This window comes from Streptacidiphilus pinicola (assembly GCF_003258295.1).
In the GTDB taxonomy this organism is placed as follows: Bacteria; Actinomycetota; Actinomycetes; order Streptomycetales; family Streptomycetaceae; genus Streptacidiphilus; species Streptacidiphilus pinicola.
Genome location: NZ_QKYN01000185.1, coordinates 36372 through 63059, shown reverse-complemented (window position 1 = coordinate 63059; position 26688 = coordinate 36372). Strand labels below are relative to the sequence as shown.

25 protein-coding genes and 1 pseudogene are annotated in these 26688 nt (G+C 73.5%); 13 read left to right on the top strand and 13 right to left on the bottom strand.

What is annotated here, in order from left to right; all coding sequences use genetic code 11:
* Both DN069_RS35420 and DN069_RS35415 read left to right on the top strand, forming a co-directional pair.
* Positions 1 to 805: SGNH/GDSL hydrolase family protein (locus DN069_RS35420; protein WP_133260152.1), on the top strand; the 805-nt coding region annotated here is incomplete at its 5' end.
* Positions 806 to 1100: 295 nt separating this feature from the next.
* Complete coding sequence (locus tag DN069_RS35415; RefSeq protein ID WP_111507353.1) at positions 1101 to 2381, top strand: S53 family peptidase; 1281 nt, start codon at positions 1101 to 1103, stop codon at positions 2379 to 2381.
* 77 nt (positions 2382 to 2458) lie between these two features.
* Here DN069_RS35415 and DN069_RS35410 read toward each other — a convergent pair whose 3' ends face one another.
* Positions 2459 to 3439, bottom strand: a complete 981-nt coding sequence (locus DN069_RS35410) for an ArsR/SmtB family transcription factor (RefSeq protein ID WP_111507352.1) — start codon at positions 3437 to 3439, stop codon at positions 2459 to 2461.
* Positions 3440 to 3598: 159 nt separating this feature from the next.
* On the opposite strand from DN069_RS35410, the gene DN069_RS35405 reads away from it, so the two are divergent.
* Positions 3599 to 4795, top strand: coding sequence for an MFS transporter (locus DN069_RS35405; RefSeq protein ID WP_165845783.1), 1197 nt, complete (start codon positions 3599 to 3601; stop codon positions 4793 to 4795).
* Positions 4796 to 4912: 117 nt separating this feature from the next.
* Here DN069_RS35405 and DN069_RS35400 read toward each other — a convergent pair whose 3' ends face one another.
* From DN069_RS35400 to DN069_RS35380, 6 genes and pseudogenes are all read right to left on the bottom strand, one after another.
* A complete protein-coding gene (locus DN069_RS35400) occupies positions 4913 to 6685 on the bottom strand; it encodes an IucA/IucC family protein (RefSeq protein WP_243640198.1) in 1773 nt (590 codons plus the stop codon).
* A 39-nt stretch (positions 6686 to 6724) separates the two neighbouring features.
* A pseudogene (locus tag DN069_RS42105) lies at positions 6725 to 7165 on the bottom strand (GNAT family N-acetyltransferase); the annotation flags it as partial.
* 17 nt (positions 7166 to 7182) lie between these two features.
* Positions 7183 to 8463, bottom strand: a complete 1281-nt coding sequence (locus DN069_RS35395; RefSeq protein ID WP_111507349.1) for a lysine N(6)-hydroxylase/L-ornithine N(5)-oxygenase family protein — start codon at positions 8461 to 8463, stop codon at positions 7183 to 7185.
* A 12-nt stretch (positions 8464 to 8475) separates the two neighbouring features.
* Positions 8476 to 9936, bottom strand: coding sequence for a pyridoxal phosphate-dependent decarboxylase family protein (locus DN069_RS35390; protein ID WP_111507348.1), 1461 nt, complete (start codon positions 9934 to 9936; stop codon positions 8476 to 8478).
* Between the two features lie 135 nt (positions 9937 to 10071).
* Complete coding sequence (locus DN069_RS35385) at positions 10072 to 10896, bottom strand: siderophore-interacting protein (protein ID WP_111507347.1); 825 nt, start codon at positions 10894 to 10896, stop codon at positions 10072 to 10074.
* Positions 10893 to 11924, bottom strand: coding sequence for an ABC transporter substrate-binding protein (locus tag DN069_RS35380; RefSeq protein WP_111507346.1), 1032 nt, complete (start codon positions 11922 to 11924; stop codon positions 10893 to 10895). Before DN069_RS35380 ends, DN069_RS35385 begins: the two co-directional genes overlap by 4 nt.
* Before the next feature lie 178 nt (positions 11925 to 12102).
* On the opposite strand from DN069_RS35380, the gene DN069_RS35375 reads away from it, so the two are divergent.
* Together DN069_RS35375 and DN069_RS35370 are read left to right on the top strand one after the other, a co-directional pair.
* Complete coding sequence (locus DN069_RS35375) at positions 12103 to 13116, top strand: FecCD family ABC transporter permease (protein ID WP_111507345.1); 1014 nt, start codon at positions 12103 to 12105, stop codon at positions 13114 to 13116.
* Complete coding sequence (locus DN069_RS35370) at positions 13113 to 14189, top strand: FecCD family ABC transporter permease (RefSeq protein ID WP_111507364.1); 1077 nt, start codon at positions 13113 to 13115, stop codon at positions 14187 to 14189. The genes DN069_RS35375 and DN069_RS35370 overlap by 4 nt, the downstream gene beginning before the upstream one ends.
* Here the strand turns inward: DN069_RS35370 and DN069_RS35365 are convergent.
* Positions 14161 to 15018, bottom strand: a complete 858-nt coding sequence (locus DN069_RS35365; RefSeq protein ID WP_111507344.1) for an ABC transporter ATP-binding protein — start codon at positions 15016 to 15018, stop codon at positions 14161 to 14163. The genes DN069_RS35370 and DN069_RS35365 overlap by 29 nt on opposite strands.
* An 86-nt stretch (positions 15019 to 15104) precedes the next feature.
* Between DN069_RS35365 and DN069_RS40645 the strand changes: the two genes are divergently transcribed.
* Positions 15105 to 15248 carry a hypothetical protein gene (locus tag DN069_RS40645; RefSeq protein ID WP_165845782.1) on the top strand — a complete coding sequence of 48 codons (144 nt, stop codon included), beginning with the start codon at positions 15105 to 15107 and terminating at the stop codon, positions 15246 to 15248.
* A 16-nt stretch (positions 15249 to 15264) separates the two neighbouring features.
* Positions 15265 to 16491: a saccharopine dehydrogenase family protein gene (locus DN069_RS35360; RefSeq protein ID WP_111507363.1), complete on the top strand. Its 1227-nt coding sequence runs from the start codon at positions 15265 to 15267 to the stop codon at positions 16489 to 16491.
* A 72-nt stretch (positions 16492 to 16563) separates the two neighbouring features.
* On the opposite strand, the gene DN069_RS35355 is transcribed toward DN069_RS35360, so the two are convergent.
* Positions 16564 to 17313 (bottom strand): L,D-transpeptidase family protein, encoded by a 750-nt coding sequence (locus tag DN069_RS35355; protein WP_111507343.1) that lies wholly within the window; start codon positions 17311 to 17313, stop codon positions 16564 to 16566.
* A gap of 162 nt (positions 17314 to 17475) precedes the next feature.
* Between DN069_RS35355 and DN069_RS35350 the strand changes: the two genes are divergently transcribed.
* A complete protein-coding gene (locus tag DN069_RS35350) occupies positions 17476 to 18249 on the top strand; it encodes an SDR family oxidoreductase (protein WP_111507342.1) in 774 nt (257 codons plus the stop codon).
* Between the two features lie 50 nt (positions 18250 to 18299).
* Here the strand turns inward: DN069_RS35350 and DN069_RS35345 are convergent, their stop codons facing one another.
* Genes DN069_RS35345 through DN069_RS42525 form a run of 3 tightly spaced genes read right to left on the bottom strand, consistent with a single transcriptional unit; the run spans position 18300 to position 20946 of the window.
* Positions 18300 to 18845, bottom strand: a complete 546-nt coding sequence (locus DN069_RS35345) for an isochorismatase family protein (RefSeq protein WP_111507341.1) — start codon at positions 18843 to 18845, stop codon at positions 18300 to 18302.
* A 23-nt stretch (positions 18846 to 18868) separates the two neighbouring features.
* Entirely contained in the window at positions 18869 to 20281 is a 1413-nt protein-coding gene (locus DN069_RS35340) for an MFS transporter (protein ID WP_243640195.1), read from the bottom strand.
* Positions 20278 to 20946 (bottom strand): MarR family winged helix-turn-helix transcriptional regulator, encoded by a 669-nt coding sequence (locus DN069_RS42525; RefSeq protein ID WP_111507340.1) that lies wholly within the window; start codon positions 20944 to 20946, stop codon positions 20278 to 20280. Before DN069_RS42525 ends, DN069_RS35340 begins: the two co-directional genes overlap by 4 nt.
* Positions 20947 to 21074: 128 nt before the next feature.
* Between DN069_RS42525 and DN069_RS35330 the strand changes: the two genes are divergently transcribed.
* Entirely contained in the window at positions 21075 to 22175 is a 1101-nt protein-coding gene (locus tag DN069_RS35330) for a calcium:cation antiporter (RefSeq protein WP_111507339.1), read from the top strand.
* Between the two features lie 193 nt (positions 22176 to 22368).
* On the opposite strand, the gene idi is transcribed toward DN069_RS35330, so the two are convergent.
* Positions 22369 to 22935: an isopentenyl-diphosphate Delta-isomerase gene (gene idi / locus DN069_RS35325; RefSeq protein WP_111507338.1), complete on the bottom strand. Its 567-nt coding sequence runs from the start codon at positions 22933 to 22935 to the stop codon at positions 22369 to 22371.
* Between the two features lie 208 nt (positions 22936 to 23143).
* Between idi and DN069_RS35320 the strand changes: the two genes are divergently transcribed.
* From DN069_RS35320 to DN069_RS35305, 4 genes are read left to right on the top strand one after another with little or no spacing between them, the layout of a single operon-like run.
* Positions 23144 to 23899 carry a phosphocholine cytidylyltransferase family protein gene (locus tag DN069_RS35320; protein ID WP_111507337.1) on the top strand — a complete coding sequence of 252 codons (756 nt, stop codon included), beginning with the start codon at positions 23144 to 23146 and terminating at the stop codon, positions 23897 to 23899.
* Positions 23887 to 24948 (top strand): iron-containing alcohol dehydrogenase family protein, encoded by a 1062-nt coding sequence (locus tag DN069_RS35315; protein WP_111507336.1) that lies wholly within the window; start codon positions 23887 to 23889, stop codon positions 24946 to 24948. The genes DN069_RS35320 and DN069_RS35315 overlap by 13 nt, the downstream gene beginning before the upstream one ends.
* Positions 24949 to 24961: 13 nt before the next feature.
* Positions 24962 to 25750 carry a CDP-alcohol phosphatidyltransferase family protein gene (locus DN069_RS35310; protein ID WP_243640192.1) on the top strand — a complete coding sequence of 263 codons (789 nt, stop codon included), beginning with the start codon at positions 24962 to 24964 and terminating at the stop codon, positions 25748 to 25750.
* Positions 25751 to 25757: 7 nt separating this feature from the next.
* Positions 25758 to 26636, top strand: coding sequence for a glycosyltransferase family 2 protein (locus DN069_RS35305; protein WP_111507334.1), 879 nt, complete (start codon positions 25758 to 25760; stop codon positions 26634 to 26636).
* Positions 26637 to 26688: the final 52 nt, after the last annotated feature.

Below are 26688 nucleotides of genomic sequence, written 5' to 3'. Positions count from 1 at the left end.
GGGAGGCCGGTCTGCTCGGGGATGCCGGGCCCTGTGTCGTGTAGGAGTCACCGAGCGCGACATAGGGCCCGGCATCCCCGAGCAGACCGGCCTCCCGGCCGGCTGCGGCCGTTCCAGCCGCGCCTACCCGGCGCTGCTCGCCGCACGCCTGCACCTGGCCGGCGGTCAGTTCCGCGACGTCAGCTGCAGCGGCGCGCGGATAGCGGACCTCAGCCGTGGCCAGAGCACCGCGAACGGCGTCAATCCTTCGCAGCTCTCCGTGCTCTCCCCGGCCACCCGCCTGGTGACACTCGGCATCGGCGGCAACGACATCGGCTTCGCGGACCTGATCCAACGCTGCGTCACCGCGGGCCTGCTGCGGCAGACGCCCTGCCGCGAGCAGTTGACCGCCGGCGGCGAGGACAGTGTCGCGGCCCGGATCCGCACGGCGGGGGAGCGGCTGACCACGGCCCTGGCTGAAATCCGTCGCCGCGCCCCGCATGCCCACGTCTACGTCGTCGGCTATCCGGCGATCCTGCCCGCCGACGGCGCGGCCTGCGCCTCCGGGCTGGCCATGACCGCGAGCGATGTGGCCTACCTGCGGCTCAAGGAGCAGCAGCTGAACACGATGCTGCGAGCGCGGGCCGGCGCCGCGGGCGCGCGCTTCGTCGACACTTGGACGCCCTCGCTCGGCCACGACGCCTGCCAGGCTCCCGAGAACCGCTGGATCGAGCCACTGCTGCCGGCCACCCAGGCCGCCTCGCTCCACCCCAACGCGCGCGGCGAGCAGGGCATGGCCGAGGCGGTGCTGGCGACACTCCGCTGAGGATTCCTGAAAATTTTCTGGGAATCGTGCCGCGTCAGGTGACGCCCCCTCAGCTGGAGCTTTACCTGACGGTAACCGACCGGTGGCGGTTCTCCTCTGAAAATCCTCTGAACTCTTGTTGACGCGTCAGATGACGCGCTGCTTGTCTTGGACCCAACAAGGCACACCCCACCTTGTGGTGTCATCCCCACCCGCCCTGGTCCTCCATGCCGACGTGCGTAGGCACGATTGGCATGCTCAGGACATTCGGCCCACCGGCCGCAGGGCGGCCGACCCCGAAAGGACCTCCACCCTCATGGGTAAGGCCTCCATATCGCACCGGAAGCCCGTGGCCATCGGCTTCGCCGTCGCCGCGCTGCTCGGCGGCGCCGTCGCGGTGGCCGCACCGGCGACCGCGAGCCCGGTGAGCGCGAGCAAGGCGAACGCCGCACAGGCCGTCGCCGCCAAGCACCAGGTGCACACCCGGCACCTCTGCGCCGCGCCCAAGCACCACCGGATGATGTCCTGCCTCGCCGAGATGCGCACCGACGTCACCCAGCCGCACGCCTTCGCCGCGCACGCCGTGACCGCCGCCGCCACCCCCTCCGGCTACGGTCCCAGCGATCTGCTCAGTGCCTACAACCTGCCGGCCAACGGCGGTGCGGGCCAGACCATCGCGATCGTCGACGCGCAGGACGACCCGAACGCGGAGTCCGACCTCGCCACCTACCGCAGCCAGTACGGCCTGCCGGACTGCACCACGGCCAACGGCTGCTTCAGCAAGGTCGACCAGACCGGCGGCAGCAACTACCCGACCGCCGACTCCGGTTGGGCGGGCGAGATCTCGCTCGACCTGGACATGGTCTCCGCGATCGCGCCGCAGGCCCACATCATCCTGGTCGAGGCCAGCTCGGCGAACATGAGCGACCTGGGCACCGCCGTCAACGAGGCGGTCTCGCTGGGCGCCACCCAGGTCTCCAACAGCTACGGCGGCTCCGAGGACTCGAGCGACACCAGCGCCGACAACAGCTACTTCAACCACCCCGGCGTCGCCATCACCGTCTCGGCCGGCGACTCGGCCTACGGCGCGGAGTACCCGGCGTCGAGCCAGTACGTCACCGCCGTCGGTGGCACCTCGCTCACCAAGGACTCCAGCAGCCGCGGTTGGAGCGAGAGCGTCTGGTCGACCTCCAGCACCGAGGGCACCGGCTCCGGCTGCTCGGCCTACGAGCCCAAGCCCAGCTGGCAGACCGACACCGGCTGCTCCAACCGCACCGTCGCCGACGTCTCCGCCGTCGCCGACCCGGCCACCGGCGTCGCGGTCTACGACAGCTACCAGGCCAGCGGCTGGAACGTCTACGGCGGCACCAGCGCCTCGTCGCCGATCATCGCGGGCGTCTACGCGGACGCGGGCACCGCGGGCAGCAGCGACTACCCGTCGAAGTACCCGTACCTGCACACCAGCGCCCTCAATGACGTCACCACCGGCAGCAACGGCACCTGCGACCCGGCCTACCTCTGCACCGCCGAGGTCGGTTACGACGGCCCCACCGGCCTGGGTACCCCGAACGGCCTGACGGCCTTCACCGCGGGCTGATCCTCCGCCGCCACCGGTGACCCCGGGGCGGACGGCGCGCGGCCCCACCCGCGCGCCGTCCGCCCCTTCTCGCGGGCTCAGGGCTGCTGCGCGAAGAGCAGGTCCGCCGCCGGGGTGCGGAGGTAGAGGACGCTGCGGCCGACGCGGTCGGCCGTGGTGAGGCCGGCGGCGTGGAGGGCCTTGAGGTGGTGGGAGACCGTCGGCGCCGGCATGCCGACGCGTGTGGCCAGTTCGCTGGTGGAGCGCGGTGTGTCCAACGCGGCCAGCAGGACGGCCCGCGAGCGGCCCAGGACGCGGGCCAGGCCGTCGGGGGCGGTGGCGGAGTCGGACTCCCACAGACAGGCGACGCCGCGCGCCGGGTGGATCAGCCCCGGCTGGCGCGGCGGGTTCGTCTGCGAGAAGCACTCGGGCCAGACGAAGACCGAGGGGATCAGCACCAAGCCCTGGCCCGCCGCCAGCGTGCGGTCGTGGTGGTAGCGGCGGTGGTCGACGTGGAGCAGTCCGCCCTCCCAGCGCACCATCGGGTGCAGGTCGGCGAAGAGCGCGGCCGCGCCGCCGTCCGCCATCAGGCGGGCCCGCCGCAGGATCTCACCGTCCAACAGGCGCGCGAGGCGCGGCCAGTGCGGGGCGACGGCCAGCTCCCAGTAGCCGTGGAGCTCGTCGGCGAGCCGCTCCAGGCCCGCGGTGGGGTCGCGGTGCAGGGCCTCGACCGGCGTGGCCCGGGGCCCGGCCAGGCGCTCCAGATCCGCGCGGACGATCGCGGCCGGCGTCCGGACCAGCGCGTCCACCTGTTCGTCGAGGCTGGGGCTGCCGCTCTCGGGCACCGGCGTCAGGAAGTCCGGGATGTACGACCCGGGGACCTGGACGAGCGCGGACAACAGTGCGAAGCCGGGCTGCCGGTCCGTCAGCAGGGCGCGGGTGCGTCGCGCCCACGGCAGGTGCACGGCGTGGCCGCCCGGATCCTTCAGCGCGCGCACGCTGTGCACGGCCTCGCTCAGGGGGGAGCGGGCGAACCGGATCCGGGCGAGATCCTGCGCCGAGAACTGCAGTGTGAGCATCGCTTCCCCCTCGAATTCCATCACGGTGGAATCTCTGGGCGCGCACGCTACCCGCCGGAAGACTCGTGGGCGAACTCACCGTCTCCTGTGCCCGGAAGGGTCCGTTTCGTCATGCCCACCCTCACGCTCCCACGCGTTCCCCTCGAGGAGCGGCTCGGTTTGCCCGCCATCCGCGGCAACCGCGGCCTGCTCGGCGCGGCCACCGTCGACAGCCTCGGCACCGGCCTCGTGCTCGCCTTCGTGCTGGTGTACTTCGCCGTGACCACCGCGCTGCCGCTCACCGCGGTCGGCACCGCGCTCACCCTCGCGCGGCTGCTCGCCGCGCCCACGGCCGTCGCCGTCGGGCCGCTGATCGACCGCTTCGGCGCCCGGCGGGTGGCCCTGTGCGGCAACGCCGTCTCCGCCGTCGCCTACGCCGGATTCCTGGTCAGCGGCCGGTTCTGGGAGATCGTGCTGGTCGCCTGGCTGGCGCAGGTCGGCGCGGCGGGTTACTGGACCTCGAGCACCGGGTTGGTCGCCCTCGCCGCCGAGCCGGACGCCCGACCGCGCTGGTTCGCGCTGCTGCACACGCTCCGCAACGCCGGGCTCGCGGCGGGCGGGGCGCTCGGCGCGTTCGCCGTGGGCGCAGGCGGGACGGCCGGGCTGCGCGCGGTGGTCGTGGCCAACGCCGTGAGCTACGTCCTGGCCGCCGCGCTGCTCGCGCGGTGGCGGCCCGCGTGCGCACACGCGACCGTGCCTCCCGCCCCCGCCCTTTCCGCGGTCGACGCGGGCGGCTACCGCTCCGTCCTGCGTGACCGTCGCTATCTGCTGCTGATCGGCGTCAATCTCACCTTCGTCTTCCCCTCGCTCGTGCTGAGTCTGCTGCTCGCCGTGTACGTGACGGAGGGTCTGCACCGCTCCGCCTGGATCGCCGGTGGGCTGCTGGTCGCCAACGGCGTGCAGGTGGTGCTGACGCAGACGGTGGTGACCAGGCGGCTCGCCCGCCACCGTCCGACCCGGGTGGTGGCCTGGGGTGCGGGGGTCTATGCCGCGTCCTTCGCCCTGTTCGCGGCGCTGCCGCGGGTGTCGGGCTGGATGCTGACGGCCGGGCTGCTCGGCGCCGTCGCGCTCTACAACCTCGCGGAGACGGTGACGACGCCGTTCCAGGAGGAGCTGAGCGTCGCGATCGCCCCCGAGCACCTCCGCGGCCGCTACCTGGCGGTCTACCAGCTCTCCTGGACGGCCGGGCAGACGGCGGCCCCGGGGCTGTTCACCCTCCTCCTGACCGGGAGTCCGGCCCTGCCCTGGCTCTTCCTGATCCTTCTCTGCGTAGCCGCGGCCGTCCTGGTCACCCTGCTCGGGCGCTGGCGGTTCTGACGATCGCCGTCGCCTTCGTCGGACCGCTGCGCGGGCTGCCGCTGTGGTTGGCGCGGCGTCAGATCAAGGCGGTCGAGGAGGGGTGGTGGGCGCCGGCGCCGGCGGATCCGGTCGCCGTCAGTGGCCTGTGATGGGATTGGACAGTGTCCCGGCGAACTGAAGGGCTCCGGCCGGGTCGGTCAGGTCGACCATCTGCCGGTTGTTGCGCAGCTGCAGCCGGTTGAGGCAGGAGAGCGCGAAGCGCTCCGTGAAGAGGTCCAGCGCGGCGAAGCGGTCGGCCAGGTGCGGGTGGGCGGCCTCGTAGTCGCGCAGCACCCGGGCGACCACGGCCCAGAAGGCGTCCTGCGGCAGGGTGCCGGAGGCGTGCAGCTCGGCGGAGAGAAAGCGCAGGAAGCAGTCGAAGACGTCCGTGTGCAGCGAGAGCGCCCACTGCTCGCGCGGCACCCGGGCGCGGATCCGCGCCACCTGCGGCGGCAGCGGGGTCGCCGGTTCCAGCACGGCGATCTCCTCGGCTATGTCCTTGAAGAAGACCCGCAGCGGCGCGCCGTCGTCGTCCAGCACCAGGATGACGTTCTCGCCGTGCGGCATGAAGGTGAGCCCGTAGGCGCACAACGCGTGCACCACCGGGGTGAGATAGGCGGTGAGGTAGCGGCGCAGCCACTCCTCGGGAGCCAGGCCCGAGGAGGCGACGAGCGCCGCCGCGAGCGGGGCGCCGTCGTGGTCGGTGTGCAGCAGCGCCGCCATCGTCACCGTGCGCTCGCCCGCGCCGAGGAACGGGACGGGGCTCTCCCGCCACAGCGCGGCGAGCTGCTTCTGCTGTGGCGTGCCCTTGGGGTAGTGCGGGTGCCGGTAGCCCACGGCCGCCTGCTCGCGCAGGATCGCGAAGCCGCAGCCGGTCAGCGTCGGATCGGCGGCGACGAGGTCGGCCAGCCAGTCGTTGATGGCCGGGGTGTGCTCCATGTAGTCGGCCGAGAGACCGCGGGTGAAGCCCATGTTGAGGACGGAGAGCGCCGTCTTCACGTACGGCCGCTCGGGCGCGGCGGTGTTGAAGAAGGTGCGGATCGACTGCTGCGGCAGGTGGCTGTCGCGTCCCTCGCCCAGCAGCACGATGCGCCCGCGCGCGATCTCGTCCGCGTAGGAGACGGCGAGCCGCTGCTCCCACTGCCACGGGTGCACGGGGATCGGCACGTAGTCCGCGAGCGCCGGCGGCAGCTCCGGCGCGCCGAGCGCGGCCGGGTCGACGGACCGGCCGAACGCCCGCACGGCGTGCTCCGGGTGGACGGCGACCCAGAGCAGCCGCACCGGCGTGCCCGCCTCCGGCGCGTAGCGCAGGTGGTCGACGGTGTCGAAGCCGAGTCGGCCGCTGTTGGCGACGAAGCAGGGGTGGCCCTCCGTCATGCCTGCCTCCACCGACTGGAAGTCGGCCGCCGCGAGCTCGGCCGCGCTGACCGGCGGGAGCGAGAGCTTGAAGGCGGTAGCGGCCAGGGTGCTGGTGATCTCCTCCAGGTAGAGCGGCAGCACCTCGTCCGACAGACCCAGGCTACGGCGCAGCTCCAGCACCAGCTCGGCCGCGTCCAGCGGCAGTTCGACGCCGTCCGCGGCACGCAGCCGCAGGATGCTGCCTGCCTCGATCCGCCAGTGGTCCAGCGCCAGCAGTTCGGCGCGGAAGCGGTACGCCACCTGGTCGTCGTCGCTCGCCACGCCGAACCAGCCACCGCTCTCCGGCAACGGAAGTGGAGTGACCAGCCGCTCGTGGGCGAACTCGGCGAGCGCCTTGCGTACCAGCCGCCGGTTGGCCGCCGCCCACAGCTCCGGCGTCAGGTGCGCGAGCGGAGCCTGCTCGCGCGCCCCGCTCGCCGCCCGGAACTGCTCGCGGGTGCAGGTGCTCAACAGCGCCCGCTTGCCCGAATCCGGCAGCGTCACCGCCCGCACCGGCCGGAAGCCGACGGCGGCGTTGAGTCGGTGCACGGCGCGGTTGCGCACGTCCGGCTCGACCACGACGCGCCGCACCTCCGGGTCGGTGAACAGTTGCCGCATGACGGCCGTCAGCGCGGCCCGGGTGAAGCCGGGGACGGGCCGCTCGGTCGGCGCGGTGAGGAAGTGCATGCCGAGATCGCCCGGCGCGGCGCGGTGCACGGCGCCCACCTCGGTCGCGGCCGGGTCGTAGCGCTCCATCAGTACGGCCGGCTCGCCGCGGAAGCTGCCGATCCAGGCGTCCAGCTTCGCGTACTCCTCGGCGACCCGGTCGGGCGTGGCCTCCTGCATCAGCCAGAAGACGGCCTTGGGGTGGGTCACCCAGCCGTGCAGCAGCGCGGCGTCGCCCTCCGGGTCGACGGGGCGGCAGGTGAACTCGTCGGGGGTGGCGGTCATTGGGGTCACGGTCCGGTTCATGCTGCGGAGAACTCCTGGAAGGCGATGCGGCGCTCGACGGGGTAGACCTCGCGGCCGGTGAGGCGGCGGAGCAGGACGGAGTTGCGGTGGGCGCCCATGCCGAGGTCAGGGTCGGAGAGGCTGTGGGTGTGCAGGGCGGCGTTCTGCACGAAGATCTCGCCATGTCCGGCCGCGTCCACGGACCAGTCGCGGCGCACCGCGAGCCGTCCGTGCGCGTCGCGGGCGATCCGGTCGGCGATGCCGGCCAGGAAGGCCGGCTCGCGATAGCGGTATCCGGTGGCCAGCACGAGCCCGTCGGAGCGCAGCGTGTGCGTCACCTCCTGCTCGCGCTGGTGCAGCGTCAGCTCGTAGGTGTCGGCGGCCTCGTCGCGGCGAGCGGCGGTAAGGGCGGTGTTGGTCAGCAGGCGGGTCGGCACCGGGCCGCGCAGCGACTTGACGTAGAGCAGCTCGTGGACGGCGTTGACGGTGTCGGCGCTGATGCCCTTGTAGAGGGCCTTCTGCGAGGCGCCGAGCCGGTCGCGGACAGGGCCGGGCAGAGCGTGGAAGTAGTCCATGTACTCCGGGGAGGTCAGCTCCAGCGTCAGCTTGGTGTACTCCAGCGGGAAGAAGCGCGGCGAGCGCGTCGCCCAGACCAGTTCGTAGCCGTAGCGGTCGATGTCACCGAGCAGGTCCAGGTAGATCTCGGCCGCGCTCTGCCCGCTGCCGACGACGGTGATCCGGCGGCGCTTGCGCAGCTCCTCCGCGTGGTCGAGATAGCGGGAGCTGTGCACGACCGGTCCGCCCACCCCGTCGAGCGCGGCGGGGAGATGCGGCGGCGTGCCGGTGCCGAGGACGAGCCGCCGGGCCCGGTAGGTCTCGCCGCTCGCGCAGCGCACGAGGTAGAGCTCCGCGCTCTCGTCGTGTTCGACGGCGGTGACGTCGCGTCCGAAGCGCACCGAGCGCAGCCGGGAGGCGGCCCAGCGGCAGTAGTCCACGTACTCGCTGCGCAGCGGGAAGAAGTTCTCCCGGATGTAGAAGGAGTAGAGCCGGCCCTGCTGCTTCAGGTAGTTGAGGAACGAGTAGGGCGAGGCCGGGTCGGCCAGCGTCACCAGGTCGGCGAGGAACGGCGTTTGCAGGCTCGCCTGCTCCAGCATCATGCCGGGGTGCCAGTCGAACTCCTGCTTGCGCTCCAGGAAGACGCCGCGCAGGTCGGCGACGGGCTCGCTCAGGCAGGCGAGCCCGAGGTTGAACGGGCCGAGGCCGATGGCGACGAAGTCGTAGGTGATGTTGTCTGTCATGGTGGTTCCCCGTCAGGCGGCCTGGTCGGCGGCGAGGTAGGCGGTGGCGTGGGCGTCGAGCAGGTCCAGGACGGCGGCCAGGTCCCCGCGGGTGGTCGCCGGGTTGAGCAGGGTGAACTTCAGGTGGTGCCGCCCGTCCACGACCGTCCCGGCCACGACCGCCGCGCCGTCGGCCGCGAGCGCCTCGCGGGCGTGCAGGTTGGCCGCGTCCACCAGCGCCGGGTCCCCGGGCGCGTGCGGTGGCTGCCAGCGGAAGACCAGCGTGCTGAGCTGCGGTTCGACGACCACCTGGAAGCGCGGGTCGCGGGCGAGCAGCGCGTGGCCTTCGGCGGCCAGGTCGAGCACGGAGTCGAAGAGCGCGCCGACGCCGTCCGCGCCCATGATCCGGAGAGTGAGCCAGAGCTTGAGCGCGTCGAAGCGGCGCGTGGTCTGCAGGCTCTTGTCGACCTGGTTGGGGATGCCACGGTCCGCCAGTCGCTTCGGGTTGAGGTAGTCGGCGTGGTGTCCCGCGTGGCGCAGCGTCGCCGCGTCCCGGACCAGAAGGGCGCTCGAACTGACGGGCTGGAAGAAGGACTTGTGGAAGTCGACGGTCACCGAGTCCGCGTGCTCGATGCCGGTGAGGCGGTCGCGCCGGGTGGGGGAGACCAGCAGCCCGCACCCGTAGGCGGCGTCGACGTGCAGCCACACGCCGTGGCGTGCGCAGACGTCCGCGATCGCGGGCAGCGGGTCGATGCTGCCGAAGTCGGTGGTCCCCGCGGTGGCGACCACGGCCATCGGCAGCTCGCCCGCGCGGCGGCAGGCCTCCAGCTCCCGTTCCAGCGCCTCCGGGTCCATCCGGCGCCGTTCGTCGGCGGGGATCGCGACCGCGGCGCCCGCGCCGAGCCCGAGCAGCCGCGCCGACTTCACGACGCTGAAGTGCGCGGCCTCGGAGGCGAGGATCCGCAGGCGCGGCAGGCGGGTGAGGTCGCCGCCGAGCGTCTCGTCCCGGGCGAGCAGCAGGGCGTGGAGGTTCGACTGGGTCCCTCCGCTGGTGAACACCCCGTCCGCGAGCGGCCCGAGGCCGATCCGTCCGGCGGTCCACTCGATCAGCCGGCGCTCGACGAGCGTGCCGCCGGCGCTCTGGTCCCAGGTGTCGAGCGAGGAGTTGACGGCGGCGAGGACCGTCTCGCCGAGGAGCGCCGGCAGCACCACGGGGCAGTTGAGGTGGGCGAGGTAGCGCGGGTGGTGGAACCAGACCGCGTCGCGCAGGTAGAGCCGGTCCAGCTCGTCGAGCGCGGCGTCCGCGTCGCCGAGCGGCGCGTCGAGATCGACGGGCGCGAACTCGCGCGCCAACGCGCGCGGGCTGACGCCCGTGAAGGGCGCTTGCGCGGCGGCGACGTGCCTCGCGACGAGCGCGGCACCTTGGCAGACGAGTTCGCGGTACGAATCGATCGACTGGGCATTGAACAGCTGGGTCTGGGGGAGTGACCGCATGAGGTTCCTCTCGTAGGGAAGTGGCAACTTCGCGAGGGGCGCGGGGAGCTGCGCGAACAGCCACCCTGGGAGGAGGGCCCTGCGCGTTCGGAGCTCTACCTGGGCGGGTGGCCCGTCGCGCAGTTCCTCGCGCCCCTATGCCGTGGCGGCCTCGGCGAGGAGGTCTTCTTCGGTGGCGCCACGGCGCCAGTAGCCGGTGAAGGTGATGCGCGTGCGGTCGACGCCGCGGTCGTTGACCAGGTGGCGACGGAGTGCGCGGACGCAGCCCGCCTCGCCGGCGAGCCAGGCGTAGGGGGTGCCGGACGGGAGCGCCGGAGCGTTCAGCACCGCGCCCGGCAGGCCGCCGCGGGCGACCCAGCGCACGTCCAGATCGGCGCCCGCCGACGCGAGGGCCTGCCGGTCGCGCTCGAACGGCACCTCGATCCAGGCGCGGACCGGCAGTTCGGGGCGCTCCGCGCCGAGCCAGGCGACGATGCCCGCGACGGCGGGCAGCGCCGTCAGGTCCGCCGTCAGCAGCACCCAGTCGGTACCGGCCGGCGGACGGAAGTCGACGCCCGCGTTGTCGGCGTCCGTCGGCCCGAGGACGAGCACGTGGTCCCCGGGCGCGGCCGTGGCGGCCCAGCGTCCGGCCGGGCCGGTGCCGTCGTGGAGGGCGAAGTCGACGGCGAGCTCGCCCGGCCGCTGCGCCCGCACGGTGTAGCTCCGCATCAGCGCGCGGCGCGCCGGGTCGAGGCCGCGCCACGCCGCGTACCAGTCCACGCCCGCCTCGGTCGGCACCAGCGGCGTCGACTCGCCCGGCTGTGGCAGGAAGAGCTTGAACCGCTGGTCCCGCCCGCCGGAGCGGAAACGGTCGACGTCGGGGCCGCCGAGGACGATCCGGCGCATGGAGGGTCCGAGCGTCTGGGCGCGCAGCACGCGCAGGTCGAGGAACTCCCACGGGGACGGGGACGCGGCCGTCATCGGGCCACCTGCCTCGCGCGGTCCAGCGCGCCCGCCAACTGCTCGACCAGTGGCGCGCATCCGGCGTAGGAGAAGCGCACCTCGCTCAGCCACGGCACGACCTGACCCGCCTTCACGGCCGGGAGTTGTCGCCAGGTGGGCTTGCCCGTCAGGTCCTTCGGCTGCAGCGCGGAGCTGCGGCTGTCGAGCAGGATCAGGTCCGCGCCGTACTTGTCGGCGTTCTCCCAGCTGAGCGACTCGAAGAAGCCGCCCTGCACCTTGTCGGGGGCGATCAGCTCGACGCCGAGACTGCGGTAGTAGGCCAGGTCCGGGTAGACGGCCGGGTCGGAGACGTAGAGCAGGTCCGCGCCGGCGGAGGCGGCCAGCACCTTCAGCCCGCCCCGCGCCTTCGCCGTGCGGCGCAGCGTCTCGACGGCCTGCTGGAAGCGCTGTTTGGCGGCGACGACGGATGCGGCGGTGAGGTCCGCACCCAGCAGTCGGGCCAACTCCTCGTGGCGGCGCAGCGGTTCGGGTAGTTGGACGTGGGCGATGCTGATCCCGGCCGTGGGCGCGAGTGCCGCGATCTTGTCCTTGGTCGCGTCCGGCACGTACCAGAGCTGCTTGGGCTGCCACATGTCGGTGACGAGCAGCTGCGGCCGTAGGGCGGCGTACTTCTCCAGGTCGAACTCGCCCCACGCGTTGCCGAGCACGGTCAGTTTTGCGACGTCGAGCTGACCGGCCATCGGGTCGGTCCTCCCGTCGGCCAGCTTCGTTGGGCCGAAGACGCCGACGACGCGGTCGGCGGCGCCGAAGTCGTGCAGGGCGGCGGCGGTGCCGGTGTAGGCGACGACGCGGGTCGGGGCGTGGGGGAGGGAGACGGTGGCGCCGCGGTCGTCCGTGAAGCGCCACGTTCCTCGGGAGGCGGCCGCGTCTCCGCCGCTTGAACCGGAGCCGGAACCGGCGCCGGCGCCGCAGGCGGCGAGGAGCGCGCCGAGACCGGCGACGCCGCCGGCGGCGAGGAAGGTACGGCGGGAGGGCTGAACGCGCATGCGCAGAACGCTTTCTCGGAGGGAGGGCGGGCAGGGGAGAGGCCGGCACAGGTGACCTGTGGGCCCGTCGGGCAAGGTCAACTTAGGGTAGCCTAACCTAAGTATTCCGCCCGCTGTCCACCGCCCTGCTCACCCCGCCGTCCACCTCGGCGTCCATCCCGTCGGAGGCCCCGCGCCCATGACCGCGCTCACCGCTGATCCGCCCTCACTCACCCTGCGGGGGTGGCGTCTGCCGCTGGCCTCGGCCGCGCTGCTGCTCGCCGTGCTCGGGCTCTCGCTCGCGCTCGGCGCGAAGCCGCTCGCGCCCGGCGCCGTCTGGCAGGGCCTCACCGATCCCGCCGCGCCCGCCTGGGACGTCGTGCACGGCATGCGGCTGCCGCGTACCCTGCTCGGCCTGCTCGCCGGGTCCGCCCTCGGCCTCGCGGGCGGCGTGATGCGGGCACTGACCCGCAATCCGCTCGCCGATCCCGGGCTGCTCGGCGTCAACGCGGGCGCCTCGGCCGCCGTCGTCACCGCCTCCGCCCTCCTCGGACTCTCCGGCTTCGGCGGGGCGGTGTGGTTCGCCTTCGCGGGCGCGGCACTGGTCGCCGTGCTGGTGCACGCCGTCGGCGGCGGGCGCACGGCCACGCCCGCGCGCCTCGTGCTCGCCGGAACCGCCGTCAACGCCGCTCTCTTCTCGTACGTCAGCGCCGTCGAGCTGGTCGACACGGACGCGCTGGACCGGATGCGGTTCTGGACCGTCGGATCGCTCGCCTCCGCGCAGCTCGGCACCGTCGCCGCGATGACGCCGTTCGTCCTCGCCGGCTTGGCGCTCGCGCTCGCGCTTGCCCGCCCGCTGGGCGCCCTGGCGCTCGGCGAGGACTCCGCCCGCGCGCTCGGCTCCCGCCTGCCGGTGACCCGCGCGGGCGCGACCCTCGCCGTGACGCTGCTCTGCGGCGCGGCCACGGCCGCCTGCGGGCCGCTGGTCTTCGTCGGCTTGCTCACCCCGCATCTCGTCGCCCGGCTCACCGGGCCGGACCCGCGGCACCAACTGCCGTACTGCGCCGTGTTCGGGCCCGTCCTGCTGCTCGGCGCGGACGTGCTCGGCCGGCTGGTGGCCCGTCCCGGCGAGGTGCAGGTCGGCGTGGTGACGGCGGTGGTGGGCGGCCTGCTGCTGCTCGCGCTGGTGTGCCGTCGGGGCGGTCCGGCATGAAGGCTCTCGTTCTCTCTCGTGTGCTCTCCCGGGGGCGCGCGGCCGCGACCGCCGCTCGCGCCGCGGACCGGTCCGCGCGCCGGGCGCGCCTGGTGACGCTGCTGCTCCTGTTCGCCGCCGCGGCGGCGGCGGTGCTCGCTCTCGCGGGCGGCGGCGACCTGGCCCTTGCTCCGGCCGGCGTCGTGCGTGCCCTGGTCGACCCGAACGCCGCGACCGCCGACCCGGCCACCCATTTCGTCGTCTGGGAGCTGCGGCTGCCGCGCGTGGTGACGGGACTGCTCGCGGGCGCGGCGCTGGCCCTGTCCGGCGCGGTGTTCCAGGCCCTGCTGCGCAACCCGCTCGGCAGCCCCGACGTGCTCGGTTTCACCCAGGGCGCGGCCACCGGCGCGCTCACGGCGATTGTGCTGCTCGGGGGAGTCGGCGGCGCGGTGGCGGTTCCGGTCGGCGCGGTCGCCGGCGCGCTGCTCGCCGGGGGAGCGGTGCTGCTGCTCGCCCGGGGCGGACGGCAGCAGCTCGTCCTGGTCGGCATCGCCGTCGGCGCGGTGCTGACCGGCGTCAACGGCTACCTGCTGACGCGCGGCCAACTCACCGACGCCGCCCGCGCGGTGCTCTGGCTGACCGGCAGCCTCGACGGCGTCGACTGGTCGGCCGCCGCGGTGCTCGCCGTGGCGCTGGCGGTTCTGGTGCCCCTGACCCTCGGTCAGGCCCGCGCGCTGCGGCTGCTCGAACTCGGCGAGGACGCGGCAACGGCCCTCGGCGTCCCGGTGGCCCGCACCCGGCGGATGCTGCTGCTCGCCGCGCTGTTGTTGGCCGCGGCGGCCGCGTCGGCGGCCGGGCCGGTGGCCTTCGTCGCGCTGACGGCGCCGCAGCTGGCCCGGCGGCTGACCCGCGCGCCGGGGCCGAACCTGCTGCCCTCCGCGGCGATGGGCGCGCTGCTGCTCGTCCTCGCGGACTGGGCCGCGCAGCGGGCCGTGCCCGGGCACCAGCTGCCCGTCGGGGTGGTGACGGGCCTGCTCGGCGGCGGCTACCTGGTGCGACTGCTTGTCAGGGAGCGGCGCTCGGCGACGGTGTGACGGCGGCGACCTCGGAGGTCCGGACCGCCGCGCCGCCGTGCCGGGCGGCGGGGACGACGAGGGGAGTGCCGGTCTCCGGGTCCGGCACGATCCGGCACTCCACCTCGAACACCTCCGCCACCAGCTCCGCGTCCAGCACCTCGCGGGGCGCGCCCGCCGCGACCAGGCGGCCCGCGCGCAGCACCACCAGGTGGTCCGCGTAGCGGGCGGCCTGGCCCAGGTCGTGCAGGACCATCACGACCGTCCGCGCGGCCTCGCGCTGCAGCCGCACCACGAGGTCCAGTACGTCCAGCTGGTGGCGCAGGTCGAGGAAGGTGGTGGGCTCGTCGAGGAGCAGCAGCTCCGTCTCCTGGGCGAGCGTCAGCGCGATCCAGGCGCGCTGGCGCTGCCCACCGCTGAGCCGGTCCACCGGGCGGTCGCGCAGCTGGGCCGTCCCGGTGCGCGCCAGTGCCCGCTCCACGGCGTCCTGGTCGGCGGCGCTCCACGCCCCGAACAGCCCCTGGTGCGGATGCCGCCCGAGCCGGACCAGTCCCTCGACGGTGATCCCCTCCGGCGCGACGGGCTGCTGCGGCAGCAGCCCGAGCCGCCGCGCCACCTCCCGCGAGGGCAGCCGGTGCAGGTCGTCGCCCTCCAGCAGCACCGTGCCCGCGGCCGGCCGCAGCAGCCGCGCGAGCCCGCGCAGCAGCGTCGACTTGCCGCAGCCGTTGGGCCCGACGATCGCGGTCACGGCGCCGCGCGGCAGCGCGAGGTCCAGCCCGTCAACCACGGGCGCGGCCGCGGCCGCGCGGGAGCGGTCGTAGGAGAGGCGGAGGGAGTGGGTCTCAAGCATGCGATTAACTTAGGGTTGCCTAACCTAAGTATGTCAAGCTGTCCGCGCGGCCTGCGCAGGACTGTGTCGCCCACACCATCGAGCTGATGCAACCCGACGTGGTCACCGCCGAGTTGGCGGCGGTGGGCTTTTGCAGGGAGGCGCTGACGCTGCGCCCGGGCGGGCGGCGTGAGCAGGCCTGTCTGCTGGTCCGCAAGGCCGCGGAATCCCCGGGCGCTACCGATCGGTAGCGCTAGAGTGCTGCCCATGGTGTCTGAGGGTGCAGCGGATCGTGAGTACGACCTGGTCCTGTTCGGAGCCACCGGTTTCACCGGGGGACTGACCGCCGAGTATCTGGCCCGGCAGGTGCCGGAGGGCTGCCGGTGGGCTGTCGCCGGCCGCAACCGCGCCAAGCTGGAGGCACTGCGCGAGCGGCTGGGGCTGCCCGAGCTGCCGGTGCTGGTCGCCGACAGCGCGGATCCGGCCGCCCTCGCCGAGGTCGCGCGCGCGGCGCGGGTCGTCGTCACCACCGTCGGCCCGTACCAGCGCTACGGCGAGCCCCTGGTCGCTGCGTGCGCCGACGCCGGCACCGACTACGTCGACCTCACCGGTGAGCCGGAGTTCGTCGACACCATGTACAACCGCTACCACGCCCGCGCGGTGGCCAGCGGCGCCCGCATGGTGCACGCCTGCGGCTTCGACTCCGTCCCGCACGACCTCGGCGTGCTCTTCACCGTCGGCGAGCTTGGCCGCGTCACGGGCCGGGAGGAACTGGACGGCCCGGTCGGCGTCGAGGGTTACGTCCGCGTCTCCGGCACCTTCTCCGGCGGCACCTTCGCCTCGACGCTGACGGCCTTCTCCCGTCCGGTCCAGATGAGCCAGGCGGCCAAGGCCCGCCGCCTGCTCGAGCCGCCGCCGGCCGGTCGCAAGGTGCACGGCCTCGCGGTCGGCCCGCGCTGGTCGAAGGACGCGCGCGCCTGGGCGGTGCCGATGCCCGCGATCGACCAGCAGGTCATCCTGCGCAGCGCCGCCGCACTGCCCGCCTACGGGCCGGACTTCCGCTACGGCCACTACGCGGCGGTCAAGCGCCTGCCGATCGCCCTGGCCGGCATCGCCGCGGTGGTCGGGATCGCCGTCGGCGCCCAGATCCCGCCGCTGCGCCGCAAGCTCGAGAGCCTGCGCCCCTCCGGCGCCGGCCCCGACGAGGCCCAGCGCGCCCGCAGCTGGTTCACCGTCAGGTTCTCCGCCACCGCGGGCGACCACCACGTCTGGACCGAGGTCTCCGGCGGTGACCCGGGCTACGGCGAGACGGCCAAGATGCTGGCCGAGACCGCCCTCTGCCTCGCCTACGACGACCTGCCCAAGACCGCCGGCCAGCAGACCACCGCTTCCGCCTGCGGCTCCGCCCTCATCGACCGCCTCCGCGCCGCGGGCATCACCTTCCGCGTCCTCGACTCCCAGCCCACCGAGCCCCCGTCCCGCTTCGGCGGCTGAGCGGCTGAGCGGCCGGGCGGCTGAGCGGCTGAGCGGCCGGGCGCACGCCGCGCCGGACACGCCCGGCGCCGGTCACTTGCCACCGATGGCGATCACGGGGTGGGCGGCCGGGGTGATCCAGCGGAGGATGGCGGTCATCACGGCCGCCGGGACGGCGACGCAACCCGCCGTCGGGCCGGCGGAGGGGCTGAGGTCGTGGAGGAAGATGCCCGCACCGCGGCCCGGGACGGCGGGGTGCATGTTGAAGTCGACGACCAGCGCGTTGTGGTACTGGACGGGGTAGTCCGCCAGGTGCTCGCTGCCGCGCGCCCCGGCCGCGGTGAGCGGGAAGCCGCCCTGCTCCGCGGTGCGCAGCGTGTTGTAGTACGGCGACTGGGGGTCCTCGACCCACCAGTCGTGCGGCGTGACCCGGTGGTACGGGATCAGGGTGCCCTGCGGGGCCGGGCCGTTCCCGAAGCCCTGGGTGATCGTGTAGGTGCCGGTCGGCGTGGTGAGCGTGTTCTGCACGCGCGTCGCGCCGTCCGCCAGGCCGTGGGCGCCGATCCGGGCGGCCGTGGTGGCCAGGACCCGCCGCCAGCCCGCCGGCGTCAGCTGCCAGGCCGTCACCGTGGCGTGGGTGCCGTGCGCCTGAACAGTGATCACCTGCCGGGCGTCGCCCACACGCACCGGTACGGGGAAGCCCGGGCCGTCGGCCGGGCCGGTCGTCCGCCCGGCAGCCAGCGCGGTGGCCGGCACGAGGAGCAGGGCGCTCGCGGCCAGCAGCGAGGCTGCGCCGGTGAGCAGCCGGCGACGGGCGCGCAGCGGTGGGGACGTGTCCGACATGGTGACCGTGCCTCCTGAGCCGAGCCGCCTGCGGTGCGCCACGTGTGGCAACACCGTTCGAATCCCGCACAACCTATGGTCTTGATCACTGTCCCGCCACGCGAACGGCACGACGGAGTTTCGCCCGAAAGCGGTAGCGTGTGGATCAACGGGAGGAGCTGCATGACGCAGGAGTTCAACGAGGAAGAGCCGCGGTCGGCAGGCCGGATCGCCCTGGTGACGGGTGCCGGTTCCGGCATCGGGAGAATCACCGCGCGGGCGCTCGGCCGGGCCGGCTGGACGGTCGTGCTGACGGGGCGTCGGGAGGAGGCGCTCAAGGAGACCGCGGCGGAGATCGCCCAGGCCTGGGTGCTGCCCGCCGACGTCACCGACGAGGCCGCGGTCGCCGCGCTCTTCGAGCAGATCGCCGAGCGTTACGGCCGCCTGGACCTGCTCTTCAACAACGCCGGCTCCTTCGGCACCCCCGCCCCCGCGGCCGAGCTCCCGACCGAGCGCTGGCGCTCGATCGTGGACGTCAACCTCACCGGTGCCTTCCTCGTCGCCCAGCGCGCCTTCGCGCTGATGCGCGATCAGGACCCGGTCGGCGGTCGGATCATCAACAACGGCTCGGTCTCGGCCCAGGTGCCCCGCCCGAACAGCGTCGCCTACACGGCGACCAAGCACGCGATGACCGGTCTCACCAAGTCGCTTGCCCTGGAGGGCCGCACCCACCGCATCGCGGTCGGGCAGATCGACATCGGCAACGCCGCGACCGAGATGACCGAGCGGATGACCCAGGGCATCCTCCAGGCGGACGGCCGGATCGCCGTCGAGCCGGTCATGGACGCGGCGCACGTCGCGTCGACCATCGTGCACATCGCCTCGCTGCCCCTCGACGTGAACGTCCCGTTCATGACGATCATGGCCACGGGGATGCCCTTCCTCGGCCGCGGCTGACTCCGGACGCACCCGGCAACGCCCCAGAGGCGTTGCCGGGTGCGTTCCGGTCAGCCCAGCAGGGCGATCAGCTCCGCCGTGGTGCCGGTCTCGCCGAGCTTCGGGAAGACGCGGGTGAGGCTGTGCTCGTGCGAGACGCGGTCGGGGTCGGTGATCGCGTCCGAGGCGACGGTCACGTGGTAGCCGTGCTCGTGCGCGGCGCGCGCGGTGGACTCCACGCCCATGCTGGTGGCGACGCCGGTCACGACGACCTGGGTGACGCCGCGCTCGCGCAGCTCCGCGTCCAGGTCGGTGCCGTGGAACGCGCCCCAGGTCCGCTTGGTGACGGTGACGTCGCCGTCGACGACGGGCAGCACCAACTCGGCCCAGTCGGCGGGCAGTTCGCGCGCCGGACGGGAGAAGGCGGTACGGCCGGGCGCGCCGCCGGTGACGTTGACGTGCACGACGGGCAGGCCGCGCTCGCGGAACGCGGCGGCGAGCTGCCCGGAGTTGTCGAGCACCTCCTCGATGCCGTGCTCGGCGGCGAAGGCGGTGATGCCCTTCTGCAGGTCGATCATGATCAGGGCGGTGGTCGCGTCGAGGGTGGTGGCGGTCATCGGGAACCTTCCGGAACGGGGTGTCAGCTGGATCGGCGGCCGGCGCGCAGGGCGCGGTCCGCGGTGGTGAAGAGCAACAGGACGGCGCAGAGCACGCCCATCACGGCGGCGATGCCGTGCAGTCCGGCGTCGGTGGCGCGAGTGCCGTAGAGCAGCGCGAGGACGGAGGAGGACAGGATCGCCCCCAGGTAGATCGAGGTGCGCTGCAGTCCTGCCGCCGAACCGGTGCCGTCGGCGGGCGCCTGGGCGTAGACGGCGGCCTGGTTGCAGCTGGAGGCGAGGCCCTGGCCGACCCCGAAGACGGTGCTCGCCAGCACCAGCACGGCGACCGGGGTGTGGCCGTCGAGCAGGAGCAGCAGCGCGGAGCCCGCGCCCAGCAGCAGCGTCAGCGCCACCAGCGGCGCGCGCAGCGTTCTGGTCCGCGCGCCGAGCAGCGAGAAGACGCCCGCCGTCACGGACATCGGCAGCGCGATCAGGCCCGCGTGGAAGGCGCTCAGGCCGTGGGACTCCTGCATCCACTGCGAGAAGCCGTAGAGCATGCAGTACAGCACCAGGTAGGTCATCCCACTGCGGGCGAACGTCCTGGTCAGGCCGGGGCTTCGGCCCAGCAGGCGCAGGTCGAGGAAGGGCTGCCCGGCGCGCAGCTCCAAGGCCACCAGGGCCGCGCCGAGCAGCAGCGCGAGCGCCAGCAGCAGCCAGTCCGGGTGGGCCAGGTTCATCAGGAAGAGCATGGTCGTGGCGATGGTCGCCGCGAAGAGCAGCAGGCCCGGCGGGTCCAGGCTGACCTTGGCGCGCTCGGCCGTGCGCGGCGGGTCCGCCGGAGCCCAGCGCAGGGCCAGCAGCAGACCGACGGCGGCGGCAGGGATGTTGACCGCGAACACCGCCCGCCAGCCCAGCGTGGCCGCCAGCGCGCCGCCCAGCACCGGACCGACCGCGGCGCTGGCCAGCGAGGCCAGCGAGAGCCGGCCCAGCACCGTGCGCGGCGCCTCGACCCCGGTGCGCCGCGACTCCGCGCGGAGCATGGCCATCGCGGACGGGTAGGCGGCCGAGGTGCCGACGCCGAGCAGCACGCGCGAGGCGATCAGCCAGCCGAAGGCGGGGGCGAGCGCGCCGACCAGCCCGGCGGCGAGGACGACCACGAGACCGCTGAGAAAGACCTTGCGGGGTCCGACCAGGTCCGCCAGGCGGCCCATCGTCGGCTGCCCGACCGCGCTGGCGAGGTAGAGCGAGGCCACCAGCCACGCCGTCTGGGCGACCCCGACGCCGAAGGCGTGGCCCACGGCGACGAGCGCGGTGGCGATCATCGTCGAGTTGATCGGGTTGAGGGCCACGCCGAGCAGCAGCGGCGCCATCATCGTGCCGCTGAAGGCCTTGCGTATGCCGGGAGCTAGGGCGGTGGCGGTCTTCGCGCCGGGTGCCTCGGCCGCCGTGCTCACTCCTGCGCCCCGGAGGCCCCGGCGGCGCGCGCGGCGGCAGCCCGGGCGGGCGCCGGGGTGTCGGCGGGGCCGGTCCTGGGTCTGCGGGGTTCCGGCGCTGGGCCGGTCTTGGCCAGGGGTCGGGCGGGTGCCGGGGTTCCGGCGGGACCGGTGGCCGTGGTCGCACCGGCGGGCCCAGCGATGGGGGCTCCGGAAGCCCCCGTGGCGGCGTCGCCGACGGGGGTGTCCGTGCCGGCGAGGGCGCGGAGCACCGGCAGCGCGGCGGCGAGCGCCGCGCGCTGGCCTGCGTCGAGGTCGCCCGCGATGGCGGAGGAGAGCCAGCCCTGCTTGGTCTGCATGATCCCGGCGACGGTGGCCCGGCCCGCCTCCGACAGCTCCACCAGCACCTGGCGGCCGTCGGTGGGGTGCGGCGTGCGGGCGATCAGCCCGCGCTCCTCCAGCGCGCCGAGCGTCAACCGCATCGACTGCGGCCGGACGAACTCGGCCCGCGCCAGATCCGCCGTGGTGGCGGGCCCCTCACGCAGCAGGCGGGCGGCGACGGAGCGCTGCGAGGCGGTGAGCTCGGTGGCCGCGGTCGCGGCTCGCGCTCGGCGTGACAGCAGACCGAGCACGGCGTGCAGCTCCACCGCGAGCTCGGCGGGGTCGGCGGCATCAGTCGGTGGCATACCGCAACCGTAGGACAGGACAGGCAATATGGCAAGGTTGCCTGTTGAGTTTCCCTGTCGATTCTCCTGGCCACCCGGCCGCGGCCCGTCGCGCGGGGCGGAAGGTTCCGCTATGGCAAGCTCGGGTCATGAGTGATCGTTTGCGCCGTTTCGCCCGACAATGGACCACTCTCGTCCCGGCGCTCGCGTTGCTCCTGCTCATCGCCACCTGGGGTCGTTCGATCCCCGCGGTGCTGGTCGCGATCGTCGCCGTCTGCCTCGCCGCGGCGGTGCTCGCCGCGGTCCACCACGCCGAGGTGATCGCCCACAGGGTCGGCGAGCCCTTCGGCTCACTCGTCCTCGCCGTCGCCGTCACCGCGATCGAGGTCGCGCTGATCGTCACGCTCATGGCCGACGGCCCGGCGAAGAACGCCACGCTGGCCCGGGACACCGTCTTCGCCGCCGTCATGATCGCCTGCAACGGCATCGTCGGCGTCTCGCTGCTGGTCACCTCACTGCGGCACCGTGTCGCGATCTACAACAGCGAGGGAACGGGAGCGGCGCTCGCGACCGTGGCGACGCTCGCCACGCTGAGCCTGGTGCTGCCCAGGTTCACCACCAGCAAGCCGGGCCCGCAGTTCAACACCACCCAGCTGATCTTCGCGGCCGTCGCCTCCGTCGTCCTCTACGGCCTCTTCGTGGTGACCCAGACGGTCCGGCACCGCGACTACTTCCTGCCGATGACACGCGGCGGAGTCGTCATCGAGTCCGAGGACCACGCCGACCCGCCGAGCCGGCGCGCGGCGCTGACCAGCTTGGGCCTGCTGGGCGTGGCCCTGGTCGCTGTGGTGGGCCTGGCCAAGGTGGAGTCCCCGACGATCGAGAAGGGCGTGGCGGCGGCCGGCCTGCCCGCCTCCGTCGTCGGCGTGGTGATCGCGCTGCTGGTCCTCCTCCCGGAGACCATCGCGGCGGTTCGCGCCGCGCGCCGCGACCGCGTCCAGACCAGCCTCAACCTGGCCCTCGGTTCGGCGATGGCCAGCATCGGCCTCACCATCCCGGCCGTCGCCATCGCCTCGATCTGGCTGAGCGGTCCCCTGGTCCTCGGCCTCGACCCGACCCACATGGTCCTGCTGGCCCTCACGATGATCGTCGGCACCCTCACCGTCGTCCCCGGCCGCAGCACGCCCTTGCAGGGCGGCGTCCACCTCTCCATCCTCGCCGCCTACCTCGTGCTGGCCGCGAACCCGTGAGGTGGTGCGGCCGGCCCGCCTCGATTCGACTCCCATCAAATCGTTTGCCGCCGTGCGCCCCCGGCGCGAAGACTGGAGGGGCGGTGGTGACCGGGCGCACTCGGGGGAGTGTCCGGAGCGGGCCGCGGCGCAGGAAAGGAGCCCCGGCCCGCTCGAAGCAGGCCGGGGCTCGACGCGTAAAGGCGCGGGGCCGCTACCAGCCCGCGTTCGGGAAGGTGGCGCGGATCGTCGGGAGCGCAGCGTCCAGCACGGTGCCGAACCACACCGAGAACGGCTTCTCCGCGCGCCGCGCGGCCAGCTCCGCGGGGGTCACGAACGCGGTGTCCGCGACCTCCTCCGGGTTCGGGGTGAAGGCGTTCGCGGCCACGCCCACGAACAGGTGGTTGTACTCCTTCTCCACCAGGCCGGAGGCCTCGTCGGGCAGGTCGTAGGTCACCGTCCCTGCGGCTTCCAGCCGCACCGGCGCCTCGCCCAGCTCCTCGGCCGTGCGGCGCGCCGCGGCGACGAACGGCGGCTCCGCCGGGTACGGGTGCCCGCAGCACGTGTTCGACCACACACCGGGGGAGTGGTACTTGCCCAGCGCACGCTGCTGCAGCAGCATCCGCCCCTGCGCGTCGAAGAGGAAAACGGAGAAGGCCCGGTGCAGCCGGCCGGGGGCCTGGTGCGCGGAGAGCTTCTCGGCCGTGCCGATCGTCCGGCCCTGCTCGTCGACAAGTTCGAGCAGGATCTCGTCCGTCGTCGTCACGGTGGTGGTGGTCATGGATCACCTTTCGCGTCGGTCGCGCGGGTCTGCGCCAGCAACAGCGGCCCTCCCGGGCCAGGTACAGTCTGCCCCAAAAGCCCCCCGGATCTGCTGCGGCTTGTCCCGCCACGGCACGGTCCGCAATGATGATCGGCACGATGGGGTGGGGGCGAACCCTTCGTGAACGTACGCGAAACTGCACACCGGCAATCCCTGGAGACTCCTCATGATCGGCCTTGTTCCGGCCGCAGGCGCTGGCAGCCGCCTCCGTCCCTACACCGACACCCTGCCCAAGGCGCTGGTGCCGGTCGACGACGAGCGGACCATCCTCGACATCACGCTGCGCAACTTCGCCGAGGTGGAGATGCGTGATGTGGCGATCATCGTGGGGTACTGCGCGGACGCCATCCGGGAGCGGAAGACGGCGCTGGAGCGCCGCCACGGCGTCACCCTGCACCTGGTCGACAACCCCAAGGCCGAGACCTGGAACAACTGCTACACGGTCTGGTGCGCCCGCGACCTCTTCAAGGAGGGCGTGATCCTCGCCAACAGCGACACCATCCACCCGGCCTCGGTCGAGCGGACGCTGCTGGAGGCCAACGCCAAGCTGGCCGCCGAGGGCCGTCAGCCGGGCGTGCTGCTCGCCCTCGACACGGTGAAGAAGCTCGCCGACGAGGAGATGAAGGTCACGGTCGACCCGGAGCTGGGCGCCCGCCGCATCACCAAGCTGATGGACCCGGCCGACGCGACCGGCGAGTACATCGGCGTCACGCTGATCAACCCCTCCGCCGCCGACGACCTGGCCTCCGCGCTGCAGGCCACCTTCGAGCGCGACCCGCAGCTGTACTACGAGGACGGCTACCAGGAGATGATCGACCGCGGCCTGCGGATCGACGTCCAGCCGATCGGCCAGGTGGACTGGGTCGAGGTCGACAACCACGACGACCTCGCCCGGGGCCGGGAGCTCGCGTGCCGGTACTGACCCGACTGGTCCCCTCGCCGCTGGTGGTCGACGTGCGCTGCGGCGCCCTCGACCACCTCGGTGAGGTGCTGGCCAACCCCGGCATCGCCTCCACCGGGCGGATCGCCGTCGCCGTCAGCGGCGGCTCCGGCGCCGCCATGCGCGAGCGCCTCGCGCCGCAGCTGCCCGGCGCGACCTGGTTCACGGTCGCGGACGGCACGCTCGACGCGGCGGTGACGCTGGCCGACCAGATCAAGGGCGGCCACTACGACGCGCTCGTCGGCCTCGGCGGCGGCAAGATCATCGATGTGGCGAAGTACGCCGCGGCCCGCGTCGGCCTGCCGGTCGTCGCGGTCGCGACCAACCTCGCCCACGACGGTCTCTGCTCGCCGGTCTCCACCCTCGACAACGACGCCGGCCGCGGCTCCTACGGCGTGCCCAGCCCGATCGCGATGGTCGTCGACCTCGACGTGATCCGGCAGGCCCCCGCCCGCTACGTCGCCGCGGGCATCGGCGACGCCGTCTCCAACATCTCCTGCATCGCCGACTGGGAGCTCTCCCAGCGCGAGACCGGCGAGGCCGTGGACGGACTCGCGGCGGCCATGTCCCGCACCGCGGGCGAGACCATCCTGCGCCACCCGGGCACGATCGCGGACAACGACTTCCTGGTCGCCCTCGCCGAGGCGCTGGTGCTGACCGGTATCTCGATGAACGTGGCCGGTAGCAGCCGGCCCGCCAGCGGCGCCTGCCACGAGATCAACCACGCGCTCGACATCCTCTACCCGAACCGCAAGGCGCAGCACGGCGAGCAGTGCGGCCTCGGCGCGGCCTTCGCCACCTACCTGCGCGGCGACCTGCCCGTGGCCGGGCAGATGGTCGAGGCGCTGACCCGCCACGGGCTCCCGGTGACGGCGGACCAGATCGGCTTCTCCGACGAGGAGTTCGTCAAGGCCGTGCACTACGCGCCGGAGACCCGGCCGGGCCGCTACACCATCCTGGAACACCTCTCGCTCACCCCCTCCGCCATCCGGGACGCGTACAACTCCTATGTCAAAGACGTCTGCTCCTGAGCGGGGCACCGCGATGAACACGAGCAAGCCGACGCTGGCCGAGTTCCGCGCGGTCGCGCACCCCGAGGGGCTGCTCGACCGCCGCTCCGGCGAGCACTGGGCCGGCCGCCTCTACATGCGCCGGATCTCCTCCCGGATCACCCGGCACCTGGTCGACGCACCGGTCACCCCCAACCAGCTGACCTGGCTGATGATGGTCGCCGGTGTGGCGGCCGGGGCCGCGCTGCTGGTCCCCGGCCTCTGGGGCGCGATCCTCGGCGCGCTGCTGATCCAGGTCTACCTCGGCCTGGACTGCGTCGACGGCGAGCTCGCCCGCTGGCGCCGGCAGACCTCCACCACCGGCGTCTACCTGGACCGGATCGGCCACTACCTCTCCGAGGCGGCGCTGCTGACCGGCTTCGGCCTGCGTGCGGCGGACCTGTTCCAGCAGCACGGCGCCCGCGCCTGGCTCTGGGCCTTCCTCGGCACGCTGGCCGCGCTCGGCGCGATCCTGATCAAGGCCGAGACCGATCTCGTCGACGTCGCCCGGATCCGTCGCGGTCTGACCGCCGTCGAGGACTCCGCCTCGGTGCCGCGGGCGGCGGGCGTCGCCAAGGCGCGCAAGCTCGCGTCGGCGCTGAAGTTCCACCGCCTCATCGGCGGCGTGGAAGCCTCGCTGCTGATGCTGGCGGCCGGCGTCGCCGACGCCGTCCACGGCGACCTGTTCTTCACCCGCCTCGCGGTGGTGGTGCTCGCGGCGATCGCGCTGCTGCAGACCGTGCTCCACCTGCTCAGCATCGTCCTCTCCAGCCGGCTCAGGTGAACGTGTGATGTCTGAACTCAAACTCGGCGCCGTCATCATCACCATGGGCAACCGCCCGGTGGAGCTGCAGGCCCTGCTCGACTCCGTCGCCGCGCAGGAGGGACCGGCCGTCGAGGTCGTCGTGGTCGCCAACGGCGCGCCCCTGCCGGAGCTACCCGAGGGCGTGCGCGGTGTCGCGGAGCCCGAGAACCTCGGCATCCCCGGGGGCCGCAACGTCGGCATCGAGGCCTTCGGGCCCGACGGCCGCGACGTCGACGTCGTGCTCTTCCTCGACGACGACGGCCTGCTGCCGCTGCGGGACACCGCCGAGAAGCTGCGCGAGGCCTTCGCCGCCGACCCGAAGCTGGGCGTCGTCTCCTTCCGGATCGTCGACGAGGAGGGCGAGTCGCAGCGCCGCCACGTGCCGCGCCTGCGGGCCTCCGACCCGATGCGCTCCTCGCGGGTGACCACCTTCCTCGGCGGCGCGAGCGCGGTGCGCTCCCAGGTCTTCGCGACGTCGGGGCAGTTGCCGGCCGAGTTCTTCTACGGCCACGAGGAGACCGATCTCGCCTGGCGGGCGCTCGACGCCGGCTGGGAGATCGAGTACCGCTCGGACGTCGTGCTGCGCCACCCGCGCACGCTGCCCTCGCGGCACGCGACCTACCACCACAACATCGCGCGGAACCGCGTCTGGCTCGCCCGCCGGAACCTGCCCGCGGTGCTGGTGCCGCTCTACCTCGGTGTCTGGTTCCTGCTCACGCTGGCGCGTCGCCCCTCCGGCGAGGCGCTGCGCGCCTGGCTCGGCGGCTTCGCCGCCGGCTGGCGCGAGCCGGCGGGCCCGCGCCGCCCGATCCGGTGGAGCACGGTCTGGCGCATGACGAAGCTGGGCCGCCCGCCCGTCATTTGAGTCCCTGTGATGTGAAGCCGTCTCATGGCCGCCGCTGTGACACAGTGGCGGC

Excerpts from the sequence above, each read along its gene's own strand:
- DN069_RS35415 (WP_111507353.1), top strand. The coding sequence starts at position 1,101 with ATGGGTAAGGCCTCCATATCGCACCGGAAGCCCGTGGCCATCGGCTTC.
- DN069_RS35410 (WP_111507352.1), bottom strand. The coding sequence starts at position 3,439 with ATGCTCACACTGCAGTTCTCGGCGCAGGATCTCGCCCGGATCCGGTTC.
- DN069_RS35395 (WP_111507349.1), bottom strand. The coding sequence starts at position 8,463 with ATGACAGACAACATCACCTACGACTTCGTCGCCATCGGCCTCGGCCCG.
- DN069_RS35390 (WP_111507348.1), bottom strand. The coding sequence starts at position 9,936 with ATGCGGTCACTCCCCCAGACCCAGCTGTTCAATGCCCAGTCGATCGAT.
- DN069_RS35385 (WP_111507347.1), bottom strand. The coding sequence starts at position 10,896 with ATGACGGCCGCGTCCCCGTCCCCGTGGGAGTTCCTCGACCTGCGCGTG.
- DN069_RS35380 (WP_111507346.1), bottom strand. The coding sequence starts at position 11,924 with ATGCGCGTTCAGCCCTCCCGCCGTACCTTCCTCGCCGCCGGCGGCGTC.
- DN069_RS35375 (WP_111507345.1), top strand. The coding sequence starts at position 12,103 with ATGACCGCGCTCACCGCTGATCCGCCCTCACTCACCCTGCGGGGGTGG.
- DN069_RS35370 (WP_111507364.1), top strand. The coding sequence starts at position 13,113 with ATGAAGGCTCTCGTTCTCTCTCGTGTGCTCTCCCGGGGGCGCGCGGCC.
- DN069_RS35365 (WP_111507344.1), bottom strand. The coding sequence starts at position 15,018 with ATGCTTGAGACCCACTCCCTCCGCCTCTCCTACGACCGCTCCCGCGCG.
- DN069_RS40645 (WP_165845782.1), top strand. The coding sequence starts at position 15,105 with ATGCAACCCGACGTGGTCACCGCCGAGTTGGCGGCGGTGGGCTTTTGC.
- DN069_RS35360 (WP_111507363.1), top strand. The coding sequence starts at position 15,265 with ATGGTGTCTGAGGGTGCAGCGGATCGTGAGTACGACCTGGTCCTGTTC.
- DN069_RS35355 (WP_111507343.1), bottom strand. The coding sequence starts at position 17,313 with ATGTCGGACACGTCCCCACCGCTGCGCGCCCGTCGCCGGCTGCTCACC.
- DN069_RS35350 (WP_111507342.1), top strand. The coding sequence starts at position 17,476 with ATGACGCAGGAGTTCAACGAGGAAGAGCCGCGGTCGGCAGGCCGGATC.
- DN069_RS35345 (WP_111507341.1), bottom strand. The coding sequence starts at position 18,845 with ATGACCGCCACCACCCTCGACGCGACCACCGCCCTGATCATGATCGAC.
- DN069_RS42525 (WP_111507340.1), bottom strand. The coding sequence starts at position 20,946 with ATGCCACCGACTGATGCCGCCGACCCCGCCGAGCTCGCGGTGGAGCTG.
- DN069_RS35330 (WP_111507339.1), top strand. The coding sequence starts at position 21,075 with ATGAGTGATCGTTTGCGCCGTTTCGCCCGACAATGGACCACTCTCGTC.
- idi (WP_111507338.1), bottom strand. The coding sequence starts at position 22,935 with ATGACCACCACCACCGTGACGACGACGGACGAGATCCTGCTCGAACTT.
- DN069_RS35320 (WP_111507337.1), top strand. The coding sequence starts at position 23,144 with ATGATCGGCCTTGTTCCGGCCGCAGGCGCTGGCAGCCGCCTCCGTCCC.
- DN069_RS35310 (WP_243640192.1), top strand. The coding sequence starts at position 24,962 with ATGAACACGAGCAAGCCGACGCTGGCCGAGTTCCGCGCGGTCGCGCAC.
- DN069_RS35305 (WP_111507334.1), top strand. The coding sequence starts at position 25,758 with ATGTCTGAACTCAAACTCGGCGCCGTCATCATCACCATGGGCAACCGC.